Source organism: Ruegeria sp. K7, assembly GCF_056531785.1.
Genome location: NZ_JBQFMJ010000004.1, coordinates 161952 through 183783 on the forward strand (window position 1 = coordinate 161952; position 21832 = coordinate 183783).

Consider the following 21832-nt stretch of genomic DNA (forward strand, 5'->3'; position numbering starts at 1 on the left):
GAGGTCCAAACTTCATCTGGCCAGAAATATCCCGGGGGTGAATTGAGCCGGAGGCTCAAGAGGGGGCTGGCCCCCTCCCCGGCAGCGGAGATCCAATGACATGACCCAACTCCCTCAGTCAACCGAGCGCAAGATGGGTCTGGTGATCGACCTGGACACCTGTGTCGGCTGCCACGCCTGCGTGATTTCCTGCAAAGGCTGGAACACCGAAAACTATGGCGCGCCTTTGTCGGATCAGGATGCCTATGGCGGCAACCCGTCGGGGACTTTCCTGAACCGCGTGCATTCCTACGAGGTGCAGCCTGCCGAAGGGCACGCCCAGCTGATCCACTTCCCCAAATCCTGCCTGCACTGCGAAGACGCGCCTTGTGTCACCGTCTGCCCGACCGGAGCCAGCTACAAACGGGTCGAGGATGGAATCGTACTGGTCAATGAAAGCGACTGCATCGGTTGCGGCCTGTGTGCATGGTCCTGCCCTTACGGCGCCCGCGAACTGGATCAGGCCGAAGGGGTGATGAAAAAATGCACTCTCTGCGTCGACCGGATTTACAACGACAACCTGCCCGAGGTGGATCGCATCCCGTCATGTGTGCGTACCTGCCCCGCCGGGGCCCGGCATTTCGGCGATCTGGGCGACCCGAATAGCGATGTATCAAAACTGGTCGCCGAACGGGATGGCATGGATCTGATGCCGGAAATGGGCACCAAGCCCGTCAACAAATACCTGCCGCCGCGCCCGAAGGACACCGTCGAAGAACAGATCGACATCCTGGCACCGCTTCTGGCACCCGTCGCCGAAGAACCTAAGGGCTTTCTGGGCTGGCTCGACAAAACCCTGGAGAAGCTCTGATGCATCCGGCACCTTCCGTTATCATCTTCACCACGCTGTCCGGCCTTGGTTTTGGCCTGCTGTTCTTTCTTGGCCTTGGCAGCCCGGACGTCACCGGCTGGGTGGCTTTTGTTTTCTACGCTATCGCTTATGGTCTGGCCGTTGGCGGCCTGATGGCGTCGACCTTCCATCTGGGCCACCCCGAACGCGCGCTCAAAGCCTTTTCGCAGTGGCGATCAAGCTGGCTGTCGCGTGAGGGCTGGTGCGCGGTCATCGCATTGGTTCTTATGGGCCTCTATGCCTTTGGCGCGGTCTTTCTGGGCCAGAGCTGGAGCGTTCTGGGCGCATTGGGGGCGCTGTTTTCACTGGCGACCGTGTTTACCACCTCGATGATCTATACCCAGCTGAAAACCATTCCACGCTGGAACATGAAACTGACCCCGCTCATGTTTATTACCTTCAGCCTGGCCGGCGGCGCCTTGCTGTCCGGACAGACGGGACTGGCCCGTCCCCTGCTGATGATTGCCGGGTTGGTTCAGATTCTGTACTGGGTGCGAGGCGACAAAGCCCTTGCGGCTTCGGGAACGGATCTGGGCACCGCAACCGGGCTTGGGTCGAGGGGGACCGTCCGGGCATTTGAACCGCCGCATACCGGGACAAACTACCTGTTGCGCGAATTCGTGCATGTGGTCGGACGCAAACACGCCGAAAAGCTGCGGATCATTTCGTTCACGCTGGCCTTCCTTGTCCCCGTTGTGTTGCTGGTATTGCCGTTCAGCCATTTCTTTGTGCTGTTGGCCGTGCTGTCGCACCTGGCTGGCGTTGCCGTATCACGCTGGCTGTTCTTCGCTCAGGCAGAGCATGTGGTCGGACTGTATTACGGCAAGCGCTGAAGCGAGGGGGTCAGCCCCTCCTGAACCATAGGCTCAGTCCACCACCGGGGGAATTTCGAACAAAAGAAGTCCGGATACCGAAAAGAAACAGGGCGGCTTCACCCGGTGAATGCCGCCCTTTTTTCGTGTCGAGCGCGTTCAGAGAAGTCCGGCGTGGGCCATTGCCGCGTCGATGGCAGATTTTGTGCTGCTGTCCAGCCCGGTCAGGGGCGAGCGCACGTCTTCACTGCAACGGTTCAGTTTGCTGAGCGCGTATTTGGCGCCGACAAGGCCGGGTTCGATGAAGATCGCTTCGTGCAGGGGCATCAGACGGTCCTGATAGGCCAGCGCCTTGGCGTAATCACCTGCAAGGGTCGCCTGCTGGAATTCGGCGCACAGGCGCGGTGCCACGTTTGCCGTCACCGAGATGCATCCGACCCCGCCATGCGCGTTGAAGCCCAAAGCGGTCGCATCTTCCCCGGACAGTTGGCAGAAGTCGGTACCGCAGCTTGCCCGCTGCTGGCTGACCCGCGCCAGATCGCCGGTTGCATCCTTCACCCCGACAATGCGCGGCAGCTGTGCCAGTTCGCCCATTGTCGCCGGTGTCATGTCGATCACCGAGCGGCCCGGGATGTTGTAAATGACAATCGGAATACCCGCGCAATCATGCAACGCCCTGAAATGGGCAATCAGACCCTTTTGGGTCGGCTTGTTGTAATACGGCGTGACAACCAGAGCCGCAGCCGCGCCGACCTTCTCGGCGAACTGTACGAACCGGATCGCTTCGACGGTGTTGTTGGATCCGGCACCCGCGATGACCGGTACGCGGCCGGCAGCGGCCTTGACGACCTCTTCCACCACCACTTCGTGTTCTTCATGGCTGAGCGTTGGGCTTTCGCCCGTGGTTCCCACCGGCACCAGCCCGGTCGAACCTTCCTGGATCTGCCATTCCACCAGATGTTTGAGCGTGTCCAGGTCCAACTCACCGTTTCGGAACGGGGTGACGAGTGCTGGCATCGAGCCTTTGAACATGGAACGCTCCTTAGCGTACAGTTTGCTGTGAACGCGCCACCCTTTATCACAATCTTCGGTTTGTGAGTTGATCCCGGCGGCGCAAGGTTTATCCTGAATGGCTGTATCCTTGGTTGGTTGGGAAATGCAAGGGATGACACGTTTTCTGGCGGTATTGATCACCGTGATTCTTTGTTCGACGGCTCAGGCGCGCGCGGATGCCGCTGCGGACCTGCGCGCCGCGCTGAACGAGATGCGCAAAGGCGACTGGAACGAGGCCCTGCGCGTCGCAGGAACGCGCGGGTCGGTGTCTCGTGACATCATCGTCTGGCACTGGTTGCGCAGCGGCTTTGGCAGTTCGGGCGATGTACTTGTGTTTCTCGACCGCCGGTCGGACTGGCCCGGACTGGGGTGGCTGCGCCGCAAAAGCGAACCTTCGTTCACCGGGGTCGACCCGGACCGGGTTTTGAAGTTCTACGACGGCTCACCGCCGCAAACCGCCGAGGGTGCCTTGAATTTCGCGGTTGCCCTAATGGCCAAGGGTCGCAGGGGCGATGCCGAGGCGGATATCGTGATGGCCTGGCGCACGATGCCCATGGGGTCGGGTTTGCAGAAGGACTATCTGGAAAACTTCGACAAATTGCTGAAACCGCATCACGCGGCCCGGCTGGACCGTATGCTCTGGGACGGGCATCTGGTCAGCGCTGATCAGATGTTGCCGCTGGTCAGTGCGGATGAACGGAAATTGGCCGAAGCCAGAATCGCGCTGCAAAAACGTCAGCCCGGTGTGGATGCCAAGATTTCGGCAGTGCCGGACTCGCTGGCGTCGTCAGCCGGGTTGGCCTTCGACCGATTCGTATGGCGGGACCGCAAGGAACTTGACGACAGCGCCATCGATTTGATGCTGGAACGCTCGACCAGCCCACAGGCGTTGGGCGAGCCGGACAAATGGGCCGAAGGTCGGCGCAGGCTGGCGCGGCTGGAGATGCGCAACGGAAATATCGCACGCGCTTATGACGTTGCGGCCAACCATCACATGACACCCGAAATGGGCTATGGTTACGCTGATCTGGAATGGCTCGCCGGGTTCCTCGCGCTGCGCAAACTGAACGATCCGGACACGGCCGTGCGCCATTTCCAGAATTTCTCGGCCGCAGTTCAGTCGCCAATTTCCAAAGGGCGCGGCGGCTATTGGCTGGGCCGGGCTCATGCGGCGCAGGGCGATGCGGACAAGGCCTATGACGCCTACGCAATCGGCGCGGATTACCAGACTTCCTTCTATGGCCTGCTGGCTGCCGAGCGCATCGGGCGCCCGTTTGACAGCGAGCTTGCCAACCCGCGCCGTGCACCGCATTGGAAACAGGCCGGGTTTGCGAATTCCAGTGTATTGGAAGCTGGGCTTCTGCTGCTGCGAGCCGGCGAAGATAATCTGACAGAACAGTTTCTGACCCATCTGGTGGAAGGTCTCGATCCGGTTGAGGCCGGTCAACTGGGTGATCTGGTGCTGGAACTCAAGGAGCCACATCTGGCAGTCATGATCGCCAAGCGCGCCGCCAGAACAGGATCGGTTCTGCCTGCGGCCTACTACCCTGTCCATCCGGTGGCCGATATGGGCCTGCCCATGGCGAAAGAAATGACCCTGGCCATTGCCCGCAGGGAAAGCGAGTTTGACCCGGTCGTGGTCAGCGGAGCCGGCGCACGTGGTTTGATGCAGGTCATGCCAGCCACCGCCAAGCTGGTCGCGCAGGAGATGGGTATCCTCAGCGGCCATCAGACCGGACGCCTCACATCGGACTGGCAATACAACGCCAAGTTGGGGGCGAACTACCTGTCCGGGCTGGCCGCCGAGTTCAAAGGCAACGTGGTCATGATGGCGGCCGGGTACAACGCGGGACCCAAGCGTCCGATTTCGTGGATGGAACGCTTTGGCGATCCCCGCGCCGGAGAGGTCGACGTCATCGACTGGATCGAAACCATCCCGTTCAGCGAAACGCGCAACTATGTCATGCGCGTCGCGGAAAGCATGCCCGTCTATCGCGCGCGTCTGGGCAAGCCGGCCCTGCCCATTCCGTTTTCGCAGGAACTTACCGGCTCAACCCTGGCGTCTTTCGCGCCATAGGGTGAACAGACCTGCCGCCACGACAAGCGCCGCGCCCACGACAACAGCTGGGCGCAGCGTTTCGCCAAATATCGAAATGCCCAACAGTGCGCTCCAGACCAGATGGAAATAGGCAAAGGGCTGAACTGCGCTGGCTTCCGCCATTTCATAGCATTTGATCAGCAACCAATGCCCTGTCACGCCGCTGACGCACAATAGTGCCATCCACAACCAGTCCGCCTGGGCCATCGGTTCCCAGAACCACATGCCAACCAGCGTCATGGCCACCGCCCCGACGACACCCGTCCAGAAAAAGCTGGTGGCCGTGCTGTCGCGACGGGCAACGTATCGGGTCAGCAATCCATAGACCGCAAACATCAGGGCCGAAATCAAAGGAATGACCGCCCAGGGGTTGAAGACGCCAACACCCGGTTCGAGAATGATCAGGACCCCGATGCAACCGACCCCGATCGCGGACCAGCGCCGCCAGCCCACCTTTTCACCCAGAACCGGCCCGCTGAGCGCGGCCACTAACAGGGGATAACAGATGAAAACGGCCATGCTGTCGATCAGACCCAGAACCGTGAACCCGAAAACGGCCACACAGATCTCGGCCGCCAGCAACACACCCCGGATGACCTGAAGCCCAAGCTGGCTGGTTTGTGTTGCCGCCTTCAGCCCGCCGGGTGCACGGGCCGCGATGGTGATGACAAATGCCGCGAAGAACCAATACCGGATCATCACGACCATGTAGGTGTTGTAGGTTCCGGCCAGATGACGCGAAATCCCGTCCTGCAACGCAAAGACGATTGTGGCCGCGACCATCAGGGCGATCCCGGCCCGCACGTTGTTCTGCTGACTCATTCTTTGATCGCCCGTGTCATGTGCCGTTTGCGCCCGTATCCGGGCGAACGCGTGACTGAAAACCCGGCCTCGGTCAACGCACGCCGCACGAAACCGGCGGCGGTATATGTCGCGACTGTTCCGCCAGCCACAGTGTGACCGGCGACCTGCTTTAACAGGTCCGCCTGCCACAACTCCGGGTTCTTGGCCGGGGAAAACCCATCCAGAAACCAGGCGTCCGCAATGTCCGACCAAGCGGGCAGGGTTTCACGCGCGTCGCCTTCGATCACTTTCAGGTGCAGCGTGCCAAGATCGCATTCGCCACCTTGCCAATGCGCCAGAAACCGGCTGCTCCAGGGTTGAAGCTCTGGGAAACATGCCAGTGCGCGTGCCATGTCTGCAGGATCCATCGGAAAGGCTTCGAAACTGGTGAAGGTCAGTGGTGTTGTCTGACCGGATGCCTCCCACGCGGACCAGACCGTCAGCATGTTCAGGCCGGTTCCGAATCCAAGCTCGGCGATTCGAAAACCCGGCGCGAAGCGACCGGGCAGATCGTTGCCCGCCAGAAACACATGCCGTGTCTCTTCCAGCCCGTTCTGGAGCGAGTAATATGGATCGTCGAACCGGTCCGAAATCGGGATCTGCTCGTCCGTCCAGGTCAGTTCGGCGCGCTGGTCTGCCATCGGGGAATCCTGTAGCTAGGCGGCGCGACACTGAACAAGGAAAAGGGGATTGGCAATGGTCGATGTGACAGTGCGTGGCGCGGGTATTTTCGGCCTGTCCATTGCCTGGACCTGCGCGCGGCGCGGCGCAAAGGTGCAGGTAGTCGATCCTTTTGGTCCCGGCTCGGGCTCCAGCGGTGGTCTGGTCGGCGCACTGGCGCCTCATGTGCCGGAAAACTGGAATGCCAAAAAGGCATTTCAGTTCGACAGCCTGATCATGGCCCAAGCGTTCTGGAACCAGGTCGAAGCGACAGGTGGCGTGTCACCCGGTTATGCGCGTCTGGGTCGCCTGCAGCCCATCGCTGACCAGCGCAATCTGGATCTTGCGCATCAGCGCGCTAAAACGGCCATCGAACTGTGGCAGGGACAGGCAGAATGGCGCGTTGTTGAAACCGCCAAGGCCGGCGCCTGGTGCCCGCCCAGCCCGACGGGATACGTCATCCACGACACATTGAGTGCGCGCATGCATCCCAGACGGGCCTGTGCCGCGCTGGTTGCGGCCCTGTCCGTGATGGGGGTCGAAATTGCCACAGACGCGCCCGACCGGGGTCGGGTCGTACACGCCACCGGATTGGCGGGCCTACTGGAACTGAACCGCCACTATGGCAAAACTGTTGGCAATGGGGTCAAGGGCCAGGCTGCCCTGCTTAGGTTCGATGCAGGGTCGGTGCCTCAGCTTTTTGTTGATGCAATTCACATCGTGCCCCATGCGGACGGCACTCTGGCCATCGGATCGACATCCGAGCGGGACTATGAAGACCCTTCCAGCACCGACAGCGCCCTGGAAGACGTGATCGACCGCGCCACGCGCGCCGTTCCCGTTCTGCACGGCACCGAAGTGATTGAACGCTGGGCCGGGGTCCGCCCCCGCAGCAAAAGCCGCGCACCAATGCTGGGCGAACATCCTATGCACCGGGGTCAGTACATTGCCAATGGCGGCTTCAAGATCGGTTTCGGTATGGCCCCCAAAGTGGCCGATGTCATGGCCGATCTGATACTGGAAAAACGCGATCAGATACCGGAGGGATTCAGACCCGAAGCCTCACTCTGACACCGGAGTGGCAACCGCCTGCATACATTTCCGGCCGTCCGGCCCCGCGACCCACAGCTCGCGACCGTTCCGGCACAGGGCCGCCGTTTCGAAGTGCATGAGTGGGGAGGACGCGCGGAACGAAAACTCGGACAGCGGCCCCATCAGATCGGTTGCAAACAACATCAGATGCTGCGCCAGCAACGGTCCATGAACGACAAGCCCGTCATAGCCTTCGACGTCGCGCGCATAGTCCAGATCATAGTGGATCCGGTGGCCATTGAATGTCAGTGCCGAATACCGAAACAACAAAGTTGAGGAAAACCCAACCTCTCGGCGATCCGTTTGGTCGGTTCTGGCCGTTGGCGGCTTCGGCTTGATTGCATCAGCCGAAGGGTCTTCACGGTAAACAAGATCCTGCAATTCCGTCAGACATAGATCTTCCCCCTGCCAGATCTCGTGCCGCAAGGTGACAAAACCCAGCGGCCCGGTCCGGCCAGTTTTTGACGTGGCGCTTTCCAGAAAGGACCGGCGCCGGGCTGGCTTGCCCGCGACCAGGGGCGCGCGGAACCGCAACCGGCCTCCGGCCCACATGCGACGTGGCAGGCCCAGATCCGGGATCAGGCCGCCGCCCACCCTGGGGTGCCCATCCCGGCCAAGCTGATCGGGTGGAAGCGGTGACCAGAAATACAACTGGTGAAAAAACGGCGGAAGCGGTGCGCCCGCCGCAACGGAAACTGGTTGTCCCAGCGCCACCTGCAAGGCAGCGGCGCGCGCGGGATCCATAATGTCCTGCTGTGTTTCAGCCGGAGTTTCATCTGACATACCCGCACGTTACGCGCCAGGGCATTGCGGAACAAGTACCGCGCCTTGACCTCAGAAGCCGGCCTCGGCTTTCAGCTTCTGCATCAGCGTCCGCAGCGGGTTCTCATAGCGCTCGCTACTCAGCCGCCCCTGATCGTCAAATGCGTTCGAGCTGTCGGCAAGATGGATTTCAGGACCTTGCAGGATGCGCGTCTGAAACGGCACCATATAGGCGCGCAACATCATCTGCGCGCGTTCGCCGCCGGCCCGACCAGCAGCGGCGGACATCACCGCAACGGGCTTGTCCGCCCATGGCTTGCCACTGGTTCGGCTGACCCAGTCCAGCGCGTTTTTCAGCACACCGGACGGCCCCTTGTTGTATTCCGGGGTCGAAATGATCACCGCATGGGCCTGCGCAATCTGGTCAGCCAGCACCTGAACCGACGCGGGAATGCCCTCACCCGCCTCCAGATCACCGTCATATAGAGACAGGTTGAGGTCGGCCTCGATGAAAGTGCCGGGCTCGAACAACCGCGCGGCCTCGCGCAGCAACTTTCGGTTTGTCGCGTTCTGGCGCAACGAACCGGACAGGCCCAGAAGGGTCGGTTCGGACATTATCGGGAACTCCGCTTTGTTGTTTTCGGGAACTTATACGGGGATGGACCGGGACCATAGCCCTGTTGACGCACAGTCAGTGCGCATGGACAGGGCAAGAGAATGTGCCCTGTCCACGGTTGTTGGATCCGATCAGGCGTTGCCGCTGGGCACGACGACAATCTCGACCCGACGGTTCTGCGCCTTGCCATCCGGCGTCAGGTTCGAAGCGACCGGATTGTTTTCACCCTGACCGATTGTAGTGATGCGCGAATAGCTGACGCCATTGGCTTGCAGGACATCGGCCACGGCATTGGCCCGCCGCTCGGACAGGCCCTGATTATAGGTGGCGTCGCCGTCGCTGTCGGTGTGTCCGATGATCTGAACGTTCGAATTCGGGTAGTTGACCAGATTCTGCCCCACCTTCACCAGATCGGACCGCAGCCCCGGACGCACGGTCGAGCTGTCGGTGTCAAAGGTGATGTCATTGGGGACGGTCACAATCAGGCGGTCGCCTGTATTGACGATGGTGATCCCGTCATTGGCCAGTTGCTGACGCAGTTCCGCCGCCTGGCGATCAAGCTGATTGCCGATGACGCCGCCACCTGCGGCACCAATGGCACCACCGGCCAGCGCACCCAAAAGCGGATCCGAGTCATTTGCAATAGCGCCGACGCCTGCACCGATCAAACCGCCCAGCAAGGCACCCTGCTTTGCATTCTGATTGGGGTCACTTTGCACTGAAAGCGTACCTGGGTCGGTACATGCGCCAAGAACAAGTGCCGAACACAGCCCGGCAGAAATAACAAACTTGGAAATCGTCATGGATTTACCCTCTGCTCATGAACCCGTTCATCGGGTTTGATTTGTTTGGGCCAGTATATCACGGCAGGCCGTTGAAGCCTCAAGCAACATTCCGGTGAAATCGGCAATTACCTGCCGGTCAAGCAGGGGCTGATGACGCATCCCAATTGTTGTTCTCCTGCCAGATGGCGCGCAGCGGCGGGCCCTGACCGCAGAAATGCGCGTCCAGAACGTCACACGCCCAGATACGGTCCGTGCGAAAGTGTCGAAACCCGTTTCGCAACTCGCACCATGCCGCCAGCATCGTGCATTCGATGTGATAGATCAGCGCAACCGGGCGCACGACGCGTTCCGTACGCTCGTCTTCGGAATTGACGTAAACCAGCTTGAGTTTCTGTTCCGCCCGGATTGCCTCGCGGTAGTTGGCAACCGGAACACACCCTTTGTCAGGATCGTCCCGAGGCGCCCCCCACGGCGCCACCTGCAACCAGTCTGCTGGCACCTGCAGCGCTTCGATTTTCCGGCAAACGCGATCTGCGGCCTGTTGCAGCGTGCTGTCACCCGTGCGGGCCAGCATTGACAGTCCAACCCACAGCGCCTCAATCTCTTCCGCATCAAAGTTCAGCGGCGGCAGATCATACCCCCGGCGCATCACGTAGCCCACGCCCGCCTCTCCTTCGATCGGCGTCCGCTGCGCCTGCAGAGCCGCGATATCGCGGTACACGGTGCGAACAGATACTTCCAGTTGCTCTGCCAGCGCATCCGCTGTCACCGGCGCATCGGACATGCGCAGGATCTGGATAATTTCAAACAGACGGGTAGATCGGCCCATCGCATCCTCCTGACGGTCTGCTGACACAATAGCACACCCCACTGACAGGGTAGTGTCAGGAGAGGGCTGCAATGCTTGGCACATCACGAACAAATGGAGAGCAATAATGCCAAGCCGCGACAACCACGTCATGATGACGCTGAAACTCGGAAGATGGTCTCAGGATCACACCTTGCGCGGGTTTGAGATTGAACGCCAGATCATGGCCGAACGCCACTGTCGGTCCATGCAACAGCGAAGGCGTGTCAGACGATTTTCTCTGGGCAATCTCAAGATGATATGGGGCTGGGTGCTTTAGCTTCAGAAATCGGGCTTGGCCCTGAATTTCATCGCAACCCCGCCTTCGGGGTTCTTCAGGCGCAGCTCTTCAGAATGCAGCATCAGGCGCGGGTAATCCCCCGCCGCACCCGTCGCATAGAACGGATCACCCAGGATCGGGTGCCCCAATGCCTGCATGTGAACCCGAAGCTGATGCGACCGGCCCGTTTTGGGAAACAACCTAATGCGCGTGCTGCGGTCCTCATGTCGGACGACCCGCCAGTCCGTCACCGCAGGTTTGCCCGTCTCGTGACACACCATCTGGCGCGGCCGGTTTGGCCAGTCGACGATCAGAGGCAGATCAACCGTTCCGGATTTGGGTTCCACCTGGCCCCACACACGCGCAACATAGGTTTTGCGCGTCTGGCGCTGTTCGAACTGCTGACCCAGATGGCGTTGCGCATGCGGTGTTTGTGCAAACACCATCACACCTGACGTGTCCCGGTCCAACCGGTGAACAAGCAGGGCCTGAGGAAAAGCCGCCTGCACCCGGGTCAGAAGGCAATCCGACAGATGCTCCCCCCGGCCGGGTACCGAAAGCAGGCCCGGCGGCTTGTTCACCACGATCAGCTGCGCGTCTTCATGCAGCACATCCAGTGGCGTGTTCGGGGGGGTGTAGGTCTCGCTCATGCGGGCTTGCCTATCGCAGCGCGCGACCTCCCGCAACGTCGTCCTTGCCAGCGACCCATCGTTCGGCAACTCTCGGACCCAGTTGAGGAGGAACAGAGATGCATCCGACAATCGAGCGCATGCAGGACGCGGTTGCAAAAGGTGACGAGGCCCGGATACCGGATCTGCTGGCCGAGAATGTGCAGTTCCTGCCGCCGACTTATTACAGCACATGGACCGGGCGTGCACCGGTTGCGGCGGTGCTTGGGCATGTCAGCCAGGTGTTTTCCGAGTTTCGCTATCGCCGCGTTATGGGCGAAGGTTGCGACTGGGCTCTGGAGTTCCAATGCAAGGTCGGTGAACTGGATGCCGTGGGTGTGGATTTGATCACGCTGAATGACGATGGCCTGATCCAGAAATTCGAAGTGGTCATGCGCCCGCACAAAACCGTCGGCGCCCTGCGTGAGGCGATGATGGCGCGGGTGATGAGCGACGCCCGCTTTCTGGAATTTCGCAAGGCGCTGAGCTGACCATGCGTGCTCCTGTCGCCCCTGATCAGCTTCTGCGCCTTCCGCTGCTGCCGGTTCTGGCGATGCAGGGCCTGTCTGTCCGGCGCAATGCCCAGATGCTGCCCGAGCCATCAGGGCCGCGCGAAGGCCGAGATGGCCGCGGGCCCCGGCTGCGGTTGCTGATCACGGGTGACAGTTCGGCTGCCGGCGTAGGCGCAGGCACGCAGAAACAAGCCTTGTCCGGGCAACTCGTCCAGCGGCTGGCGCGGCACTATTGTGTTGAATGGCGGCTGGAGGCTACGACCGGCCATACAACGCAGGATACTATAGACCGTCTTGGGGCACTGAATACTCAGTTCGATGCCGTGGTGACGGCGCTGGGTGTGAATGACGTCACCCGCGCCGTGACGCAACGCCGGTTTGCCGAACGACAAACCCGCCTGATGTCTCTGCTGACAGGCACCATGGGCGCGCGGCGCGTGATTGTTACTGCAGTCCCGCAAATGGGCCGTTTCCCGGCGCTACCCCAACCTTTGGCCTGGGTTCTGGACCGTCAGGCGCGACGGCTGGATCAGGCGCTGCAGAAGGTGGTCGCAGAGCGCCCTCAGTGCCGGCACCTCGTGCTGGATTTGCCGGATGACCCGGCGCTTGCCGCGCCAGACGGGTATCACCCCAGTCCGAAAACCTACGCGATCTGGGCGGATGAAGTTGCCCGCGCGCTGCGTCAGGACTGAGCCCGAATCTGCCGGATCATCGGAACCGAATAGACAATCAAAGCCGCCCAGATCAGCGGAAAGGCGATCATGCGACCACGATCGATTTGTTCTCCAAACAAGGTAATCGCGGTGATGAAGATCATGGTCGGGGCGATGTATTGCAGAATGCCCATGGTGGACAACCGCACCAACTTGGCGCCGTTGGCATAAACCAGCAAAGGCACCGCCGTCACCACACCGGCACCCGCCAGCAGCATCGTATCCGCCCCAGCCATCCCAAAATGCCCTCTGCCTTGCGCGCCCAGCCAGGTCACATAGGCCAAAGCCGGGATCAGAAGAACCAGAACCTCGAGAAGGAATCCCTGGTTTGGTCCGATAGGAAGGGAGCGTTTGAAGAACGCGTAAAAGCCCCAAGTAAACATCATACCCAGTGCGGCCCAGGGCAGTGCTCCGGCTTCTAGCACAAGTATGATGACGCCCAGCGCTGCCAGCCCAACCGCTACTATCTGCGTTCGGTTCAAAGGTTCGCGCAGCAAAACCGCGCCCAGCGCAATGCTGAACAAGGGGTTGATATAGTACCCCAAGGCCGCGTCCAGCGCCCGCCCGGTGGCAATAGCCCAGACATAGATCGCCCAGTTCACTGAAATCAAAGCGGCCGTCAGGCAGGCCATGCCCAGCATTTTTGGGTTTCGCAGGGCCGCCTTCAGATCACCTGTACGTCCAAGCGCGACCAGCAACAGACCGGCGACCGGCACGGACCAGATCACCCGATGGGCCACAACCTCGACCGGACCGATATGCGCCATCGCCTTCATGTACAGCGGCAGAAACCCCCACAGTACATAGGCGGTTACAGCCAGCGCCAGACCGCGCGGCGTATCGACGTTCTGAGTTGGAGCAGCGATGTCCGCCATGTCAGGTCTCCGGCTGATACCGTTCGTCTTTACGGCAGTTCAGGCCGGGTTGGGAACTGTGATTTCTGTGAACGCACGTATCAAGAACCTTGATAGGATCGCGTTGGGCTTTCAGCTGGCTTTTCACCGCTTGCGAGGCTCTGCCTCGCGCTCCGGGATATTTTTGGCCAGATGAACAAGGGATCCTTCATTCATCTGGCTGCAAATATCCCGGGGGAGGCGCAGCTTGCTGCGGCGGGGGCAGCGCCCCCAACGCACCGGTTCAGACTTTGACGCGCTCGGATTTAGGGTCATACATCGGCTTCAGCGATGCCTCTGCCCTAACCTTCACACCGCACACGTCGATCTCATAGCTCGATGCCAATACATCAGCCGCCTTCTCGCCCTCACATGGCACGTATCCCATACCAACGGCGCCGCCCAGCGTGTGGCCATAGTTGCCTGAGCTGAGATAGCCGACATACTCACCATCGCGAATGATCGGTTCATTGTGGAACAGCAGCGGCTCTGCATCGGTCAGCTTGAACTGCACCAGGCGACTCTTTGGCCCGCTTTCCTTGCGCGCGATTACCGCCTCGCGGCCGATGAAGTCACTGCCCTTGTCGACCTTGACAGCGAACCCGAGTCCGGCGTCGACAACATGGTCTTCGCAAGTGATATCGTGGCCGAAATGGCGGAAGCCCTTTTCGATCCGGCAGCTGTCCATCATGTGCATCCCACACAACTTCAGCCCCATGTCCTGACCAGCCTCGTGCAGTGTTTCGAACACATGACCCGCCATGTCAGACGAGACATAGATTTCCCAACCAAGTTCACCCACATAGGTCACGCGATGCGCGCGGGCGAGCCCCATGCCGATCTCGATCTGCTGTGCGGTACCAAATGGATTGGTTGCGTTGGTGAAGTCGTTGGGCGAGACCTTTTCAAGCAGCGCGCGGGCGTTCGGACCCATCACGGCCAGCACCCCTTCGCCCGCGGTGACGTCAGTGATGACCACGTTGAAATTGCCGGCATGGCGTTGCATCCAGGTCTGATCCGCCAGACGGGTCGCCGCCGGAGTGACCACCAGATAGGACGTTTCAGTCAGGCGGGTGACCGTCACATCCGCTTCAATCCCGCCGCTGCGGTTCAGGAACTGGGTATAGACGATTTTGCCATTGGGCACCGAGTAGTCGCCGCCGCCGATATAGTTCATGAACGCCTCGGCATCGGGACCTTCCACCCGGATCTTGCCGAACGACGACATGTCGTACATGCCGACATTCTCACGCACGGCGCGGTGCTCGGCGGCCGAATTTTCGAACCAGTTCTGGCGCTTCCAACTGTACTGATACTCGCGCTCCTGCCCTTCACTGGCGTACCAGTTGGCGCGTTCCCATCCGGCCAGTTCACCAAATACCGCGCCATGTTCCTTCAGGTGGTGGTGGAACGGCGTCCGCCGCACACCGCGCGCGGTCGCCTTTTGACGATAGGGGTAGTGATCGGCATAGAGCAGGCCCAGCGTCTCTTTCGAGCGTTCGAACAGGTACTGTTTGTTGCCCTGGAACGGCTGCATCCGGCTGATATCCACATCGCCAAGGTCAAACGGTTTCTCACCCGTATCCATCCATTCGGCCAGTGCCATCCCCGCGCCACCGGCGGACTGAATGCCGATCGAGTTGAACCCGGCAGCGACCCAGAAATTGTCCATCTCGGGCGCAAGGCCAAGGTGGTAGGCATCGTCGGGGGTAAAGCTCTCGGGGCCGTTGAAGAAGGTATGGATTCCGGCCTCGGCCAGCATGGGCATCCGGTTGCAGGCATCTTCGAGGATCGGTTCGAAATGGTCGAAATCCTCGGGCAACTGGTCGAATTCGAAGGTATCCGGGATACCGTCCATGGCCCATGGCTTGGCGTTCGGCTCGAACGCGCCCAGCAGGATTTTACCCGCGTCTTCCTTGTAATAGGCGCATTCATCCGGCACCCGCAGCACGGGCAGCTGCGTCAGACCATCGATGTTCTCGGTAACGATGTAGAAATGCTCGCAGGCGTGCAGCGGGACGTTGACGCCCGCCATCCGGCCAACCTCGTGCCCCCACATGCCTGCACAGTTCACCACCATGTCGCATTCGATGTGGCCCGAGGCGCTGCCGTCATCGGCAACCCAGTCCACACCTGTCACCTTGCGGCCCTGTTTGACGATCTCGGTGACTTTCACGCGTTCTTTGACAATGCCGCCGCGCTGCCGTGCGCCCTTGGCAAGCGCCAGCGCGATATTGGCAGGATCGCCCTGTCCGTCCAGCGGCAGGTAAACCGCACCCTTGACGTCTTCGAGGTTCAGATGCGGATAAAGCTCCGCCACGCGCTCGTTCGTGATTTCTTCGACTTCGACCCCGAATGCCCGCGCCATGGCGGCCTGGCGATAAATTTCTTCCTTGCGCTCTTCGGTCAGGGCCACGGTGATCGATCCGCAGCGCTTGAACCCGGTCGCGACGCCGGTTTCCTCCTCAAGCGAGCCATAGAGTTCCTGACTGTACTTCGCCAGTTTGGTCATGTTGGCGGTCGCGCGCAGCTGCGCGATCAGACCCGCGGCGTGCCAGGTGGTGCCGCTGGTCAGTTGCTTGCGTTCCAGCAGCACGACATCTGTCCAACCCTTCTTGGTCAGATGATACGCGACCGAGCATCCGATAACGCCGCCGCCGATGATGACCACTCGGGCCTTGGTGGGAAGATCAACCATCCTGATGTCTCCGCTGTGTCAGGTTTGGGATAAAATGCCATGGATGTGCGACAACAAATGCATCAAAATCGTCAGGACCTCTGCAAAAATCACCTTTGCGAAGACGCCCGCTTTTCCCGCCGCAGAACAAACGGCGTGATTCCGTAAAAGCTTTTGTAGATCGACGAGAATCCGTTGGGGAAACCGCAAGCCAGGCCGATCTCACGCACGCTCATGGTGGTGTTCAGAAGCAGATTATTCGCGCGCGCCAGCCGCATTTCGCGGTAAAAACCGTTTGGTGTGGTTCCAAAGATCGACCGGAACTTGCGTTCGAGCGACCGATTCGACAGCCCTAGCAGATTGACGATGTCCTGGATCGGCAAAGGGTCTTCGATATTGGCCTGCATCAGCTTGATGCACTGGTCCAGTTTTGCATCCCCGGTCGCCGTGGTCCGAACCCCGGAAAACGGCTGCTGCGAGGAAAAGTCCCGGATGTTTTCGTGCAGCATGATGTCGGCGACCGTCATCCTGGCAGGGCCCGAAACATGGCGCCCGATAACGGCCAGGGCGACATCGGTGGTCGCCTCCATTCCGGCGCAGGTGACGACCGAACCCTGCTGGGTTGCGATGGACATCTTGGCTTCGAACCGGGCGCCCCTTTCGCGCAGGAAAGATGCGTTTTCCCAGTGGGTGGCCATGTCATCCGTGCCCTGCTCGTCAATATAGCGGCTGGCGGCCTCGGCCAGCAAAAACACCTGTGCGCCGCGGTAGGTATAGTCCGAAACCACCCGCCCAAGTGACAGGTCCGGCAGGTCCGGGTCGGAATTGCCGATCACGAACAGATAGTCGGCGTCAGGTTGTGCAGAAACCGGTTCGGTTGAAACGGTCGCACCGCTGCTGCTTTCGACAGGGCCGCCTTTCAACGACCGATAGGTGTACCGGAACGGAGGATTCGGGCAGACGCGGTTGGCAATCCGTAGGACATCGACCAATGACGCGAGCTCCAGCAAAACGTATCCCGGCGCAACCATGATATCGAACTGATGCTGTTTGCCGGATCCCTGCGGTTCGGGTCCTGTCCGCTTTTGCATTCTCGTGCCCTCAGACAATCCTGTGCCCGGCTGCGCGCAACTGTTCGGCCAGTGCCTCGATATGGTCCGGACCGACCTCGCAACAACCGCCTACGATCGTGGCCCCCTGTTCCACCCAGCGCATGGCGTGTTCGGCGTAGACCTGAGGCCCCAGATCGCTGCGCTGTTCAAGCGCGTCGACGGTCGGGGCGTCCTTCAGAAATCCCTCGGAAATTTCGGTGAATCCATTCGCATAGGCGCCAAACGGTCTTCCCATGTTCGCGATGATTTGCAAAGCCGCAGGCATGGCCTCGGGTGGCGAGCAATTGACGAGCACGGCCTCTGGCGCAAAGCGGTCGATCAAAGGTGTGATTTCCGACAGGTGTTCACCAGACCGCAAACGTGTGCCGTCTGTGTCATCGACGGTCAGGGCCAGCCAGACGGGACGCCCGCCATCGACTGTGCCGCGCAACGCACCTTCTGCTTCCTGTACCGACGAAACGGTTTCAATCAGGAACAGGTCGACCCTGTCAGCCATCAGTTCGACAAGTTCGGCGTATTTCGAAGCGGCGTCCTCAGGATCGGGCCGCAGGTCGGGCCTGTAGGTGGCCAGCAGCGGACCCAGCGACCCTGCAATGCGCCCTTTGGTTCCCACGCGTGCGCGTTCTGCCTGAGACAGGGCGGTGTCCGTCAGCGCTCCGATCTGGTCTTCCAATCCCACACGTTCCAGGCGCGAACGGTGAACGGCATAGGTATTGGTGGTCGCGATCGTAGCGCCGCGGCGGAAATAATCTGCGTGAACGTCGCCCACCAGTTCCGGGTGATCCATCATCACCCGCGTTGACCAAAGCGGCGTTGCCCGGTCGCCACTGCGTTTGACCAGTTCCTGCCCGATGGAGCCGTCCAGAAGGGTGATGTCTGCCATGTCTTACCTCGTTACGGAATCAGGACCAGTTTCCCCGGAAACGCTTTGGATTGGAAATCTTCCTGCGCCCGGGCAATGTCTTTCAGAGGATACGTCTTCGAAACAAGCGGCCTGATCCGCCCTGCATTGATAAGTTCGACAAGCCGTCCGAAAACGTCGAATGCCTGGTGTGTACAGCCATGAATGGTGATGTCCCTCAAATAGATATCGCGCAGATCCGCTTGTACAATCGGGCCTGCTATGGCGCCGGAAACGGCGTATTGCCCGCCCGGCTTCAGCGCCAGAATCAACCCCGGAAATGCCGGTCCGCCGACGACGTCGACCACCACATCGAACATGTCTTGCGGCAAGGCCGCGTCGCGATCAAAGGTATCTATCGCACCCTGTCCCTTGACCACGTCTGCTTTGGAGGCGCTGGTTACACCCCAGACCGAAGCCCCCCGCAATGTTGCAAGTTGGACGGCAGCCAGCCCGACCCCACCGGATGCCCCGGTTATCAGAACCTTTTGTCCGGCCGTTACACCTGCGCGGGTCAGCAGGTTTTCGGCCGTGCCGAAAGCGCAGGGTATTGCCGCAATCTCGGTGTCCGACAGGGGTGACACTGACACGTCGTAGAGGTCGCTTGCCTCGACCAGGCAGTATTGCGCGAAGGCGCCGTCAATCTCAGAACCCAATGCAATGAAACCGCTGGGTTGACCGGGGCGCGGGCGCGGCAAGTTGATCGGACAGGTGACACGTTGACCTGGCTGGAAACCGGTGCCGGACCCTGTCCGCTCAACGATGCCGCACAAATCACCGCCCTGTATTCTGGGAAACTGCAGAGCGCCGCCCCAACCGCCGGCATCGACATCCTGATCGACCGCGTCCGTTGCACCCGTGACATCCGGTGAATACCAGCCAACACGCGTGTTGATGTCGGTATTGTTGACGCCTGCCGCAGCCACCCGGACCAGAACCTGCCCGTGTCCGGGGGTGGGTAGGGGAATATCCTGACGCCATTCCAGTGCCTCCGGCCCGCCATGGCGTGTCAGGTAAACACCGGACATTGTCTCCGGATGGGTCATTGCCATCTCTCCCCGTTACAGGTTTTGCGGATGCATTATGCCCGACAGCGGTGTTGCATCAAATTGCGGGTCCGCCTGACTTTTGGCCGACCCGCAGTTTTCCCTGATGGATCAGGCACGCAACCGCGCGTTTTCCGGATCCCAGAGCGGCTGGTCCTGCTGCACGACGGCTCGGCATTTCCGACCGTAGATTTCGACCTCCAGTTCGGTGCCCGGAGCAGCCAGATCAGGACGCACCATGCCCAGTGCGACCGACGCATTTATGCGATACCCCCATGCACCGGATGTGGTTTCACCCACGATCTGACCTTCATGCCAGAGGCATGACATGTACGGTGCGTCGCAATCTCCGGCCTCGACCAGCATGGTGACGAACTGCTTTTTCACGCCCTGCTGCTTTTCATTCTGGATCGCAGCCTTGCCGGGGAAGTCCTGTGGTTTGTCCAGTTTCACGAACCGCTCCAAACCGCCTTCCAGAAGCGAGTAGTCGGTCGACAGGTCGCCTTTCCACGCACGATAACCCTTTTCGACACGCAGGGAATTGAGCGCATACATCCCGAAGGGCTTGGCACCCGCGTCAATGATGGCGCCATAGATCGCTGGCATGTGTTCGTTCAGGGCATGAACCTCCCAACCCAGCTCACCTGCGAAGGAAACACGGATCAGGTAAGCGGGTTGCCCGGCGACGGTTGCCGACTGGTGGGTCAGCCATCCGGTCGACAGGTCCGCATCGGTCATGCCCGACAGGATCTCTCGCGACTTCGGCCCCGTGACGATCAGTGTATCGCGGGTGGTGGTCACATCCTCGACCGAAACGCCTTCGGGCATAGCGTTCAGCAGAATGTCGCGGTCATGCCACTGGGCAGTTGCGGCCGTGATCATGACGAACTCGTCCTCGCCCATCCGGATACAGGACATCTCGGTCAGGATGCGACCACGATCATCAGAGATATAGACAAGGTTCATGCGACCCGTCTTGGGCAGGCCACCCGTGACCAGACCACGCAGCGCCTCGGCAGCACCTTCGCCCTTGACCATGAAGCGCGAGAACCCCGGCAGATCCAGTACACCACAATGGTCGCGCACGGCCTCGCATTCCTCCTTTACGCGCTGCTCCCACGGGCCCGAGCGGCCCCATGTGTGGGTGGCTTCAAGCGACGTGTCGTCGCCGGGCTGCGCAAACCAGTTGGCCCGTTCCCAGCCGTTATAGGCGCCCATGACACCGCCCAGCTCTTTCACCTTGGCATGAACCGGCGACAGTTTCTTGTCGCGCGCGGCGGGCCATTCGTGCTGGGGGAAGTGCATGGCGTACTCGTTGCCATAAACTTCCAGACCCTTCTGGTTGCAATAGTCCTGATCGGTGTAATCGGTGTAACGGCGCGGATCGACAGCCCACATATCCCACTCGGTCGCGCCATCGACGATCCATTCGGCCAGCACCTTGCCCGCGCCACCGCCTTGCGCGATGCCAAAGGTGAATGTGTGCGCCTCGAACGCGTTTTTCACACCCGGCATTGGACCGATCAGCGGCAGACCGTCCGGTGCATAAGGGATCGGGCCATTGATCACGCGGCCCACGCCCGAGGTTGCCATCAGCGGCACCCGTTCCATCGCGTCGGTCACGATGTCCTCAATCCGGTCCAGATCATCATTCCACAGCTGGAAGCTGAAGTCCTCGGGCATCGGGTCATCTTCTGTCATCCAGTGGCTCTTACAATTGGGCTCATACGGGCCAAGGTTGAAGCCGTTCTTCTCCTGACGCAGGTAGTACGAGACATCCACGTCGCGCAGCAGCGGCAGCTTCTTGCCCCCGTTTTCCTTGGACCACGCTTGGACTTCGGGGATTTCGTCGGTCAGCAGATACTGGTGGCTCATGACCATCGCGGGAACGGTTCGGCCGCCATAAGGTTTGAACCACTCTCCCACACGCTGCGCGTAGTAACCGGCGGCGTTGACCACATAATCACAGGCGATATCGCCCTTGTCCGTGTGTACGGTCCAGGTGCCGTCGTCATGCTGGGTCACGCCGGTTGCCGGGCAGAAACGGATGATCTTCTGGCCCATGTCGCGGGCCCCCTTGGCCAGCGCCTGCGTCAGTTGCGCGGGGTCGATGTCGCCATCGGTCGGATCATACAGCACGCCCTCAAGATCATGCGTTTCAAGGAAAGGATAGCGTTCCTTTGCCTCTTCCGGGGTCCACATCTCCATCGGGATGCCCTGGTAACGACCCATCGACATCGCCCGCTCAAATTCCTGCATCCGCTCCTTGCTGTGCGCCAGACGGATCGAGCCGGACTGGTGGTAGTTCATCGGATAGTCGACTTCTTCGCCCAGCCGCGCATACAGCTCGGTCGAGTAGCGCTGCATGTTCATGATCGCCCACGAGGTCGAAAACGTCGGCACGTTGCCCGCCGCGTGCCAGGTTGAACCTGCGGTCAGCTCGTTCTTTTCCAGAAGAACGCAGTCGGTCCAGCCCTTCTTGGCCAGATGGTACAGCGAGGAAGCCCCCACCACACCGCCACCGATAACAACCACGCGGGCTTTTGTCGGAAAATCACTCATGTTGTTTGATC

Annotated in this window: 21 protein-coding genes; 7 read left to right on the top strand and 14 right to left on the bottom strand. The window is 60.6% G+C overall.

Features of this window, described 5'->3' with window-relative positions; all coding sequences use genetic code 11:
- Nucleotides 1-100: 100 nt before the first annotated feature.
- Nucleotides 101-850 carry a 4Fe-4S dicluster domain-containing protein gene (locus tag ACR0FE_RS09620; RefSeq protein WP_170614286.1) on the top strand — a complete coding sequence of 250 codons (750 nt, stop codon included), beginning with the start codon at nt 101-103 and terminating at the stop codon, nt 848-850.
- Nucleotides 850-1722 carry a dimethyl sulfoxide reductase anchor subunit family protein gene (locus ACR0FE_RS09625; protein ID WP_480904526.1) on the top strand — a complete coding sequence of 291 codons (873 nt, stop codon included), beginning with the start codon at nt 850-852 and terminating at the stop codon, nt 1720-1722. Before ACR0FE_RS09620 ends, ACR0FE_RS09625 begins: the two co-directional genes overlap by 1 nt.
- Nucleotides 1723-1860: 138 nt before the next feature.
- On the opposite strand, the gene dapA is transcribed toward ACR0FE_RS09625, so the two are convergent.
- Complete coding sequence (gene dapA, locus ACR0FE_RS09630; protein WP_170816952.1) at nt 1861-2733, bottom strand: 4-hydroxy-tetrahydrodipicolinate synthase; 873 nt, start codon at nt 2731-2733, stop codon at nt 1861-1863.
- Between the two features lie 133 nt (nt 2734-2866).
- Between dapA and ACR0FE_RS09635 the strand changes: the two genes are divergently transcribed.
- A complete protein-coding gene (locus ACR0FE_RS09635) occupies nt 2867-4831 on the top strand; it encodes a lytic transglycosylase domain-containing protein (RefSeq protein ID WP_480912631.1) in 1965 nt (654 codons plus the stop codon).
- On the opposite strand, the gene ACR0FE_RS09640 is transcribed toward ACR0FE_RS09635, so the two are convergent.
- The gene (locus tag ACR0FE_RS09640) at nt 4805-5674 is read right to left on the bottom strand and encodes a DMT family transporter (protein ID WP_170614282.1); all 870 of its coding nucleotides are present in this window, start codon (nt 5672-5674) and stop codon (nt 4805-4807) included. The two genes, ACR0FE_RS09635 and ACR0FE_RS09640, sit on opposite strands and share 27 nt — an antisense overlap.
- A complete protein-coding gene (gene mnmC2, locus ACR0FE_RS09645) occupies nt 5671-6336 on the bottom strand; it encodes a tRNA (5-methylaminomethyl-2-thiouridine)(34)-methyltransferase MnmC2 (protein WP_480912632.1) in 666 nt (221 codons plus the stop codon). Before mnmC2 ends, ACR0FE_RS09640 begins: the two co-directional genes overlap by 4 nt.
- Nucleotides 6337-6391: 55 nt before the next feature.
- Between mnmC2 and ACR0FE_RS09650 the strand changes: the two genes are divergently transcribed.
- Entirely contained in the window at nt 6392-7426 is a 1035-nt protein-coding gene (locus ACR0FE_RS09650) for an NAD(P)/FAD-dependent oxidoreductase (RefSeq protein ID WP_480912633.1), read from the top strand.
- Here ACR0FE_RS09650 and ACR0FE_RS09655 read toward each other — a convergent pair.
- From ACR0FE_RS09655 to ACR0FE_RS09670, 4 genes are all read right to left on the bottom strand, one after another.
- A complete protein-coding gene (locus tag ACR0FE_RS09655; RefSeq protein WP_480912634.1) occupies nt 7418-8230 on the bottom strand; it encodes an HTD2 family dehydratase in 813 nt (270 codons plus the stop codon). The two genes, ACR0FE_RS09650 and ACR0FE_RS09655, sit on opposite strands and share 9 nt — an antisense overlap.
- 51 nt (nt 8231-8281) lie before the next feature.
- Nucleotides 8282-8824 (bottom strand): NADPH-dependent FMN reductase, encoded by a 543-nt coding sequence (locus ACR0FE_RS09660; protein ID WP_480912635.1) that lies wholly within the window; start codon nt 8822-8824, stop codon nt 8282-8284.
- A gap of 132 nt (nt 8825-8956) precedes the next feature.
- The gene (locus tag ACR0FE_RS09665; RefSeq protein WP_480912636.1) at nt 8957-9628 is read right to left on the bottom strand and encodes a YiaD family glycine zipper/OmpA-like lipoprotein; all 672 of its coding nucleotides are present in this window, start codon (nt 9626-9628) and stop codon (nt 8957-8959) included.
- Between the two features lie 118 nt (nt 9629-9746).
- Nucleotides 9747-10439, bottom strand: a complete 693-nt coding sequence (locus tag ACR0FE_RS09670; RefSeq protein WP_480912637.1) for a helix-turn-helix transcriptional regulator — start codon at nt 10437-10439, stop codon at nt 9747-9749.
- Nucleotides 10440-10545: 106 nt separating this feature from the next.
- Here ACR0FE_RS09670 and ACR0FE_RS09675 point away from each other — a divergent pair, with 106 nt between their 5' ends.
- The gene (locus tag ACR0FE_RS09675) at nt 10546-10737 is read left to right on the top strand and encodes a hypothetical protein (protein ID WP_170679485.1); all 192 of its coding nucleotides are present in this window, start codon (nt 10546-10548) and stop codon (nt 10735-10737) included.
- Nucleotides 10738-10739: 2 nt separating this feature from the next.
- Here the strand turns inward: ACR0FE_RS09675 and ACR0FE_RS09680 are convergent, their stop codons facing one another.
- On the bottom strand, nt 10740-11387 hold the full coding sequence (locus ACR0FE_RS09680) for an RluA family pseudouridine synthase (protein WP_480912638.1): 648 nt from the start codon (nt 11385-11387) through the stop codon (nt 10740-10742).
- 98 nt (nt 11388-11485) lie between these two features.
- On the opposite strand from ACR0FE_RS09680, the gene ACR0FE_RS09685 reads away from it, so the two are divergent.
- Together ACR0FE_RS09685 and ACR0FE_RS09690 are read left to right on the top strand one after the other, a co-directional pair.
- Complete coding sequence (locus ACR0FE_RS09685) at nt 11486-11896, top strand: nuclear transport factor 2 family protein (protein ID WP_480813017.1); 411 nt, start codon at nt 11486-11488, stop codon at nt 11894-11896.
- A 2-nt stretch (nt 11897-11898) separates the two neighbouring features.
- Nucleotides 11899-12609: an SGNH/GDSL hydrolase family protein gene (locus ACR0FE_RS09690; RefSeq protein ID WP_170614272.1), complete on the top strand. Its 711-nt coding sequence runs from the start codon at nt 11899-11901 to the stop codon at nt 12607-12609.
- Here the strand turns inward: ACR0FE_RS09690 and rarD are convergent.
- The 6 genes from rarD to ACR0FE_RS09720 all read right to left on the bottom strand — a co-directional run bounded on the left by rarD (nt 12600) and on the right by ACR0FE_RS09720 (nt 21821).
- Entirely contained in the window at nt 12600-13505 is a 906-nt protein-coding gene (gene rarD / locus ACR0FE_RS09695) for an EamA family transporter RarD (RefSeq protein ID WP_170614271.1), read from the bottom strand. The two genes, ACR0FE_RS09690 and rarD, sit on opposite strands and share 10 nt — an antisense overlap.
- Before the next feature lie 262 nt (nt 13506-13767).
- Nucleotides 13768-16221: a GcvT family protein gene (locus ACR0FE_RS09700; RefSeq protein ID WP_480912639.1), complete on the bottom strand. Its 2454-nt coding sequence runs from the start codon at nt 16219-16221 to the stop codon at nt 13768-13770.
- 89 nt (nt 16222-16310) lie between these two features.
- Entirely contained in the window at nt 16311-17291 is a 981-nt protein-coding gene (locus ACR0FE_RS09705; protein WP_170614269.1) for a helix-turn-helix domain-containing protein, read from the bottom strand.
- 10 nt (nt 17292-17301) lie between these two features.
- Nucleotides 17302-18195: a homocysteine S-methyltransferase family protein gene (locus tag ACR0FE_RS09710; RefSeq protein ID WP_480912640.1), complete on the bottom strand. Its 894-nt coding sequence runs from the start codon at nt 18193-18195 to the stop codon at nt 17302-17304.
- Between the two features lie 11 nt (nt 18196-18206).
- Entirely contained in the window at nt 18207-19259 is a 1053-nt protein-coding gene (locus tag ACR0FE_RS09715; protein ID WP_480912641.1) for a zinc-binding dehydrogenase, read from the bottom strand.
- A gap of 111 nt (nt 19260-19370) precedes the next feature.
- Nucleotides 19371-21821, bottom strand: a complete 2451-nt coding sequence (locus tag ACR0FE_RS09720) for a GcvT family protein (RefSeq protein ID WP_480912642.1) — start codon at nt 21819-21821, stop codon at nt 19371-19373.
- Between the last annotated feature and the right edge of the window lie 11 nt (nt 21822-21832).

What these genes read in the sequence shown, in the direction of transcription:
- ACR0FE_RS09720 (WP_480912642.1), bottom strand. Translation starts at nt 21,821, where the DNA reads ATGAGTGATTTTCCGACAAAAGCCCGCGTGGTTGTTATCGGTGGCGGT.
- ACR0FE_RS09680 (WP_480912638.1), bottom strand. Translation starts at nt 11,387, where the DNA reads ATGAGCGAGACCTACACCCCCCCGAACACGCCACTGGATGTGCTGCAT.
- ACR0FE_RS09670 (WP_480912637.1), bottom strand. Translation starts at nt 10,439, where the DNA reads ATGGGCCGATCTACCCGTCTGTTTGAAATTATCCAGATCCTGCGCATG.
- ACR0FE_RS09665 (WP_480912636.1), bottom strand. Translation starts at nt 9,628, where the DNA reads ATGACGATTTCCAAGTTTGTTATTTCTGCCGGGCTGTGTTCGGCACTT.
- mnmC2 (WP_480912632.1), bottom strand. Translation starts at nt 6,336, where the DNA reads ATGGCAGACCAGCGCGCCGAACTGACCTGGACGGACGAGCAGATCCCG.
- ACR0FE_RS09705 (WP_170614269.1), bottom strand. Translation starts at nt 17,291, where the DNA reads ATGCAAAAGCGGACAGGACCCGAACCGCAGGGATCCGGCAAACAGCAT.
- dapA (WP_170816952.1), bottom strand. Translation starts at nt 2,733, where the DNA reads ATGTTCAAAGGCTCGATGCCAGCACTCGTCACCCCGTTCCGAAACGGT.
- ACR0FE_RS09715 (WP_480912641.1), bottom strand. Translation starts at nt 19,259, where the DNA reads ATGACCCATCCGGAGACAATGTCCGGTGTTTACCTGACACGCCATGGC.
- ACR0FE_RS09620 (WP_170614286.1), top strand. Translation starts at nt 101, where the DNA reads ATGACCCAACTCCCTCAGTCAACCGAGCGCAAGATGGGTCTGGTGATC.
- rarD (WP_170614271.1), bottom strand. Translation starts at nt 13,505, where the DNA reads ATGGCGGACATCGCTGCTCCAACTCAGAACGTCGATACGCCGCGCGGT.
- ACR0FE_RS09635 (WP_480912631.1), top strand. Translation starts at nt 2,867, where the DNA reads ATGACACGTTTTCTGGCGGTATTGATCACCGTGATTCTTTGTTCGACG.
- ACR0FE_RS09675 (WP_170679485.1), top strand. Translation starts at nt 10,546, where the DNA reads ATGCCAAGCCGCGACAACCACGTCATGATGACGCTGAAACTCGGAAGA.
- ACR0FE_RS09710 (WP_480912640.1), bottom strand. Translation starts at nt 18,195, where the DNA reads ATGGCAGACATCACCCTTCTGGACGGCTCCATCGGGCAGGAACTGGTC.
- ACR0FE_RS09700 (WP_480912639.1), bottom strand. Translation starts at nt 16,221, where the DNA reads ATGGTTGATCTTCCCACCAAGGCCCGAGTGGTCATCATCGGCGGCGGC.
- ACR0FE_RS09655 (WP_480912634.1), bottom strand. Translation starts at nt 8,230, where the DNA reads ATGTCAGATGAAACTCCGGCTGAAACACAGCAGGACATTATGGATCCC.
- ACR0FE_RS09650 (WP_480912633.1), top strand. Translation starts at nt 6,392, where the DNA reads ATGGTCGATGTGACAGTGCGTGGCGCGGGTATTTTCGGCCTGTCCATT.
- ACR0FE_RS09625 (WP_480904526.1), top strand. Translation starts at nt 850, where the DNA reads ATGCATCCGGCACCTTCCGTTATCATCTTCACCACGCTGTCCGGCCTT.
- ACR0FE_RS09640 (WP_170614282.1), bottom strand. Translation starts at nt 5,674, where the DNA reads ATGAGTCAGCAGAACAACGTGCGGGCCGGGATCGCCCTGATGGTCGCG.
- ACR0FE_RS09690 (WP_170614272.1), top strand. Translation starts at nt 11,899, where the DNA reads ATGCGTGCTCCTGTCGCCCCTGATCAGCTTCTGCGCCTTCCGCTGCTG.
- ACR0FE_RS09685 (WP_480813017.1), top strand. Translation starts at nt 11,486, where the DNA reads ATGCATCCGACAATCGAGCGCATGCAGGACGCGGTTGCAAAAGGTGAC.
- ACR0FE_RS09660 (WP_480912635.1), bottom strand. Translation starts at nt 8,824, where the DNA reads ATGTCCGAACCGACCCTTCTGGGCCTGTCCGGTTCGTTGCGCCAGAAC.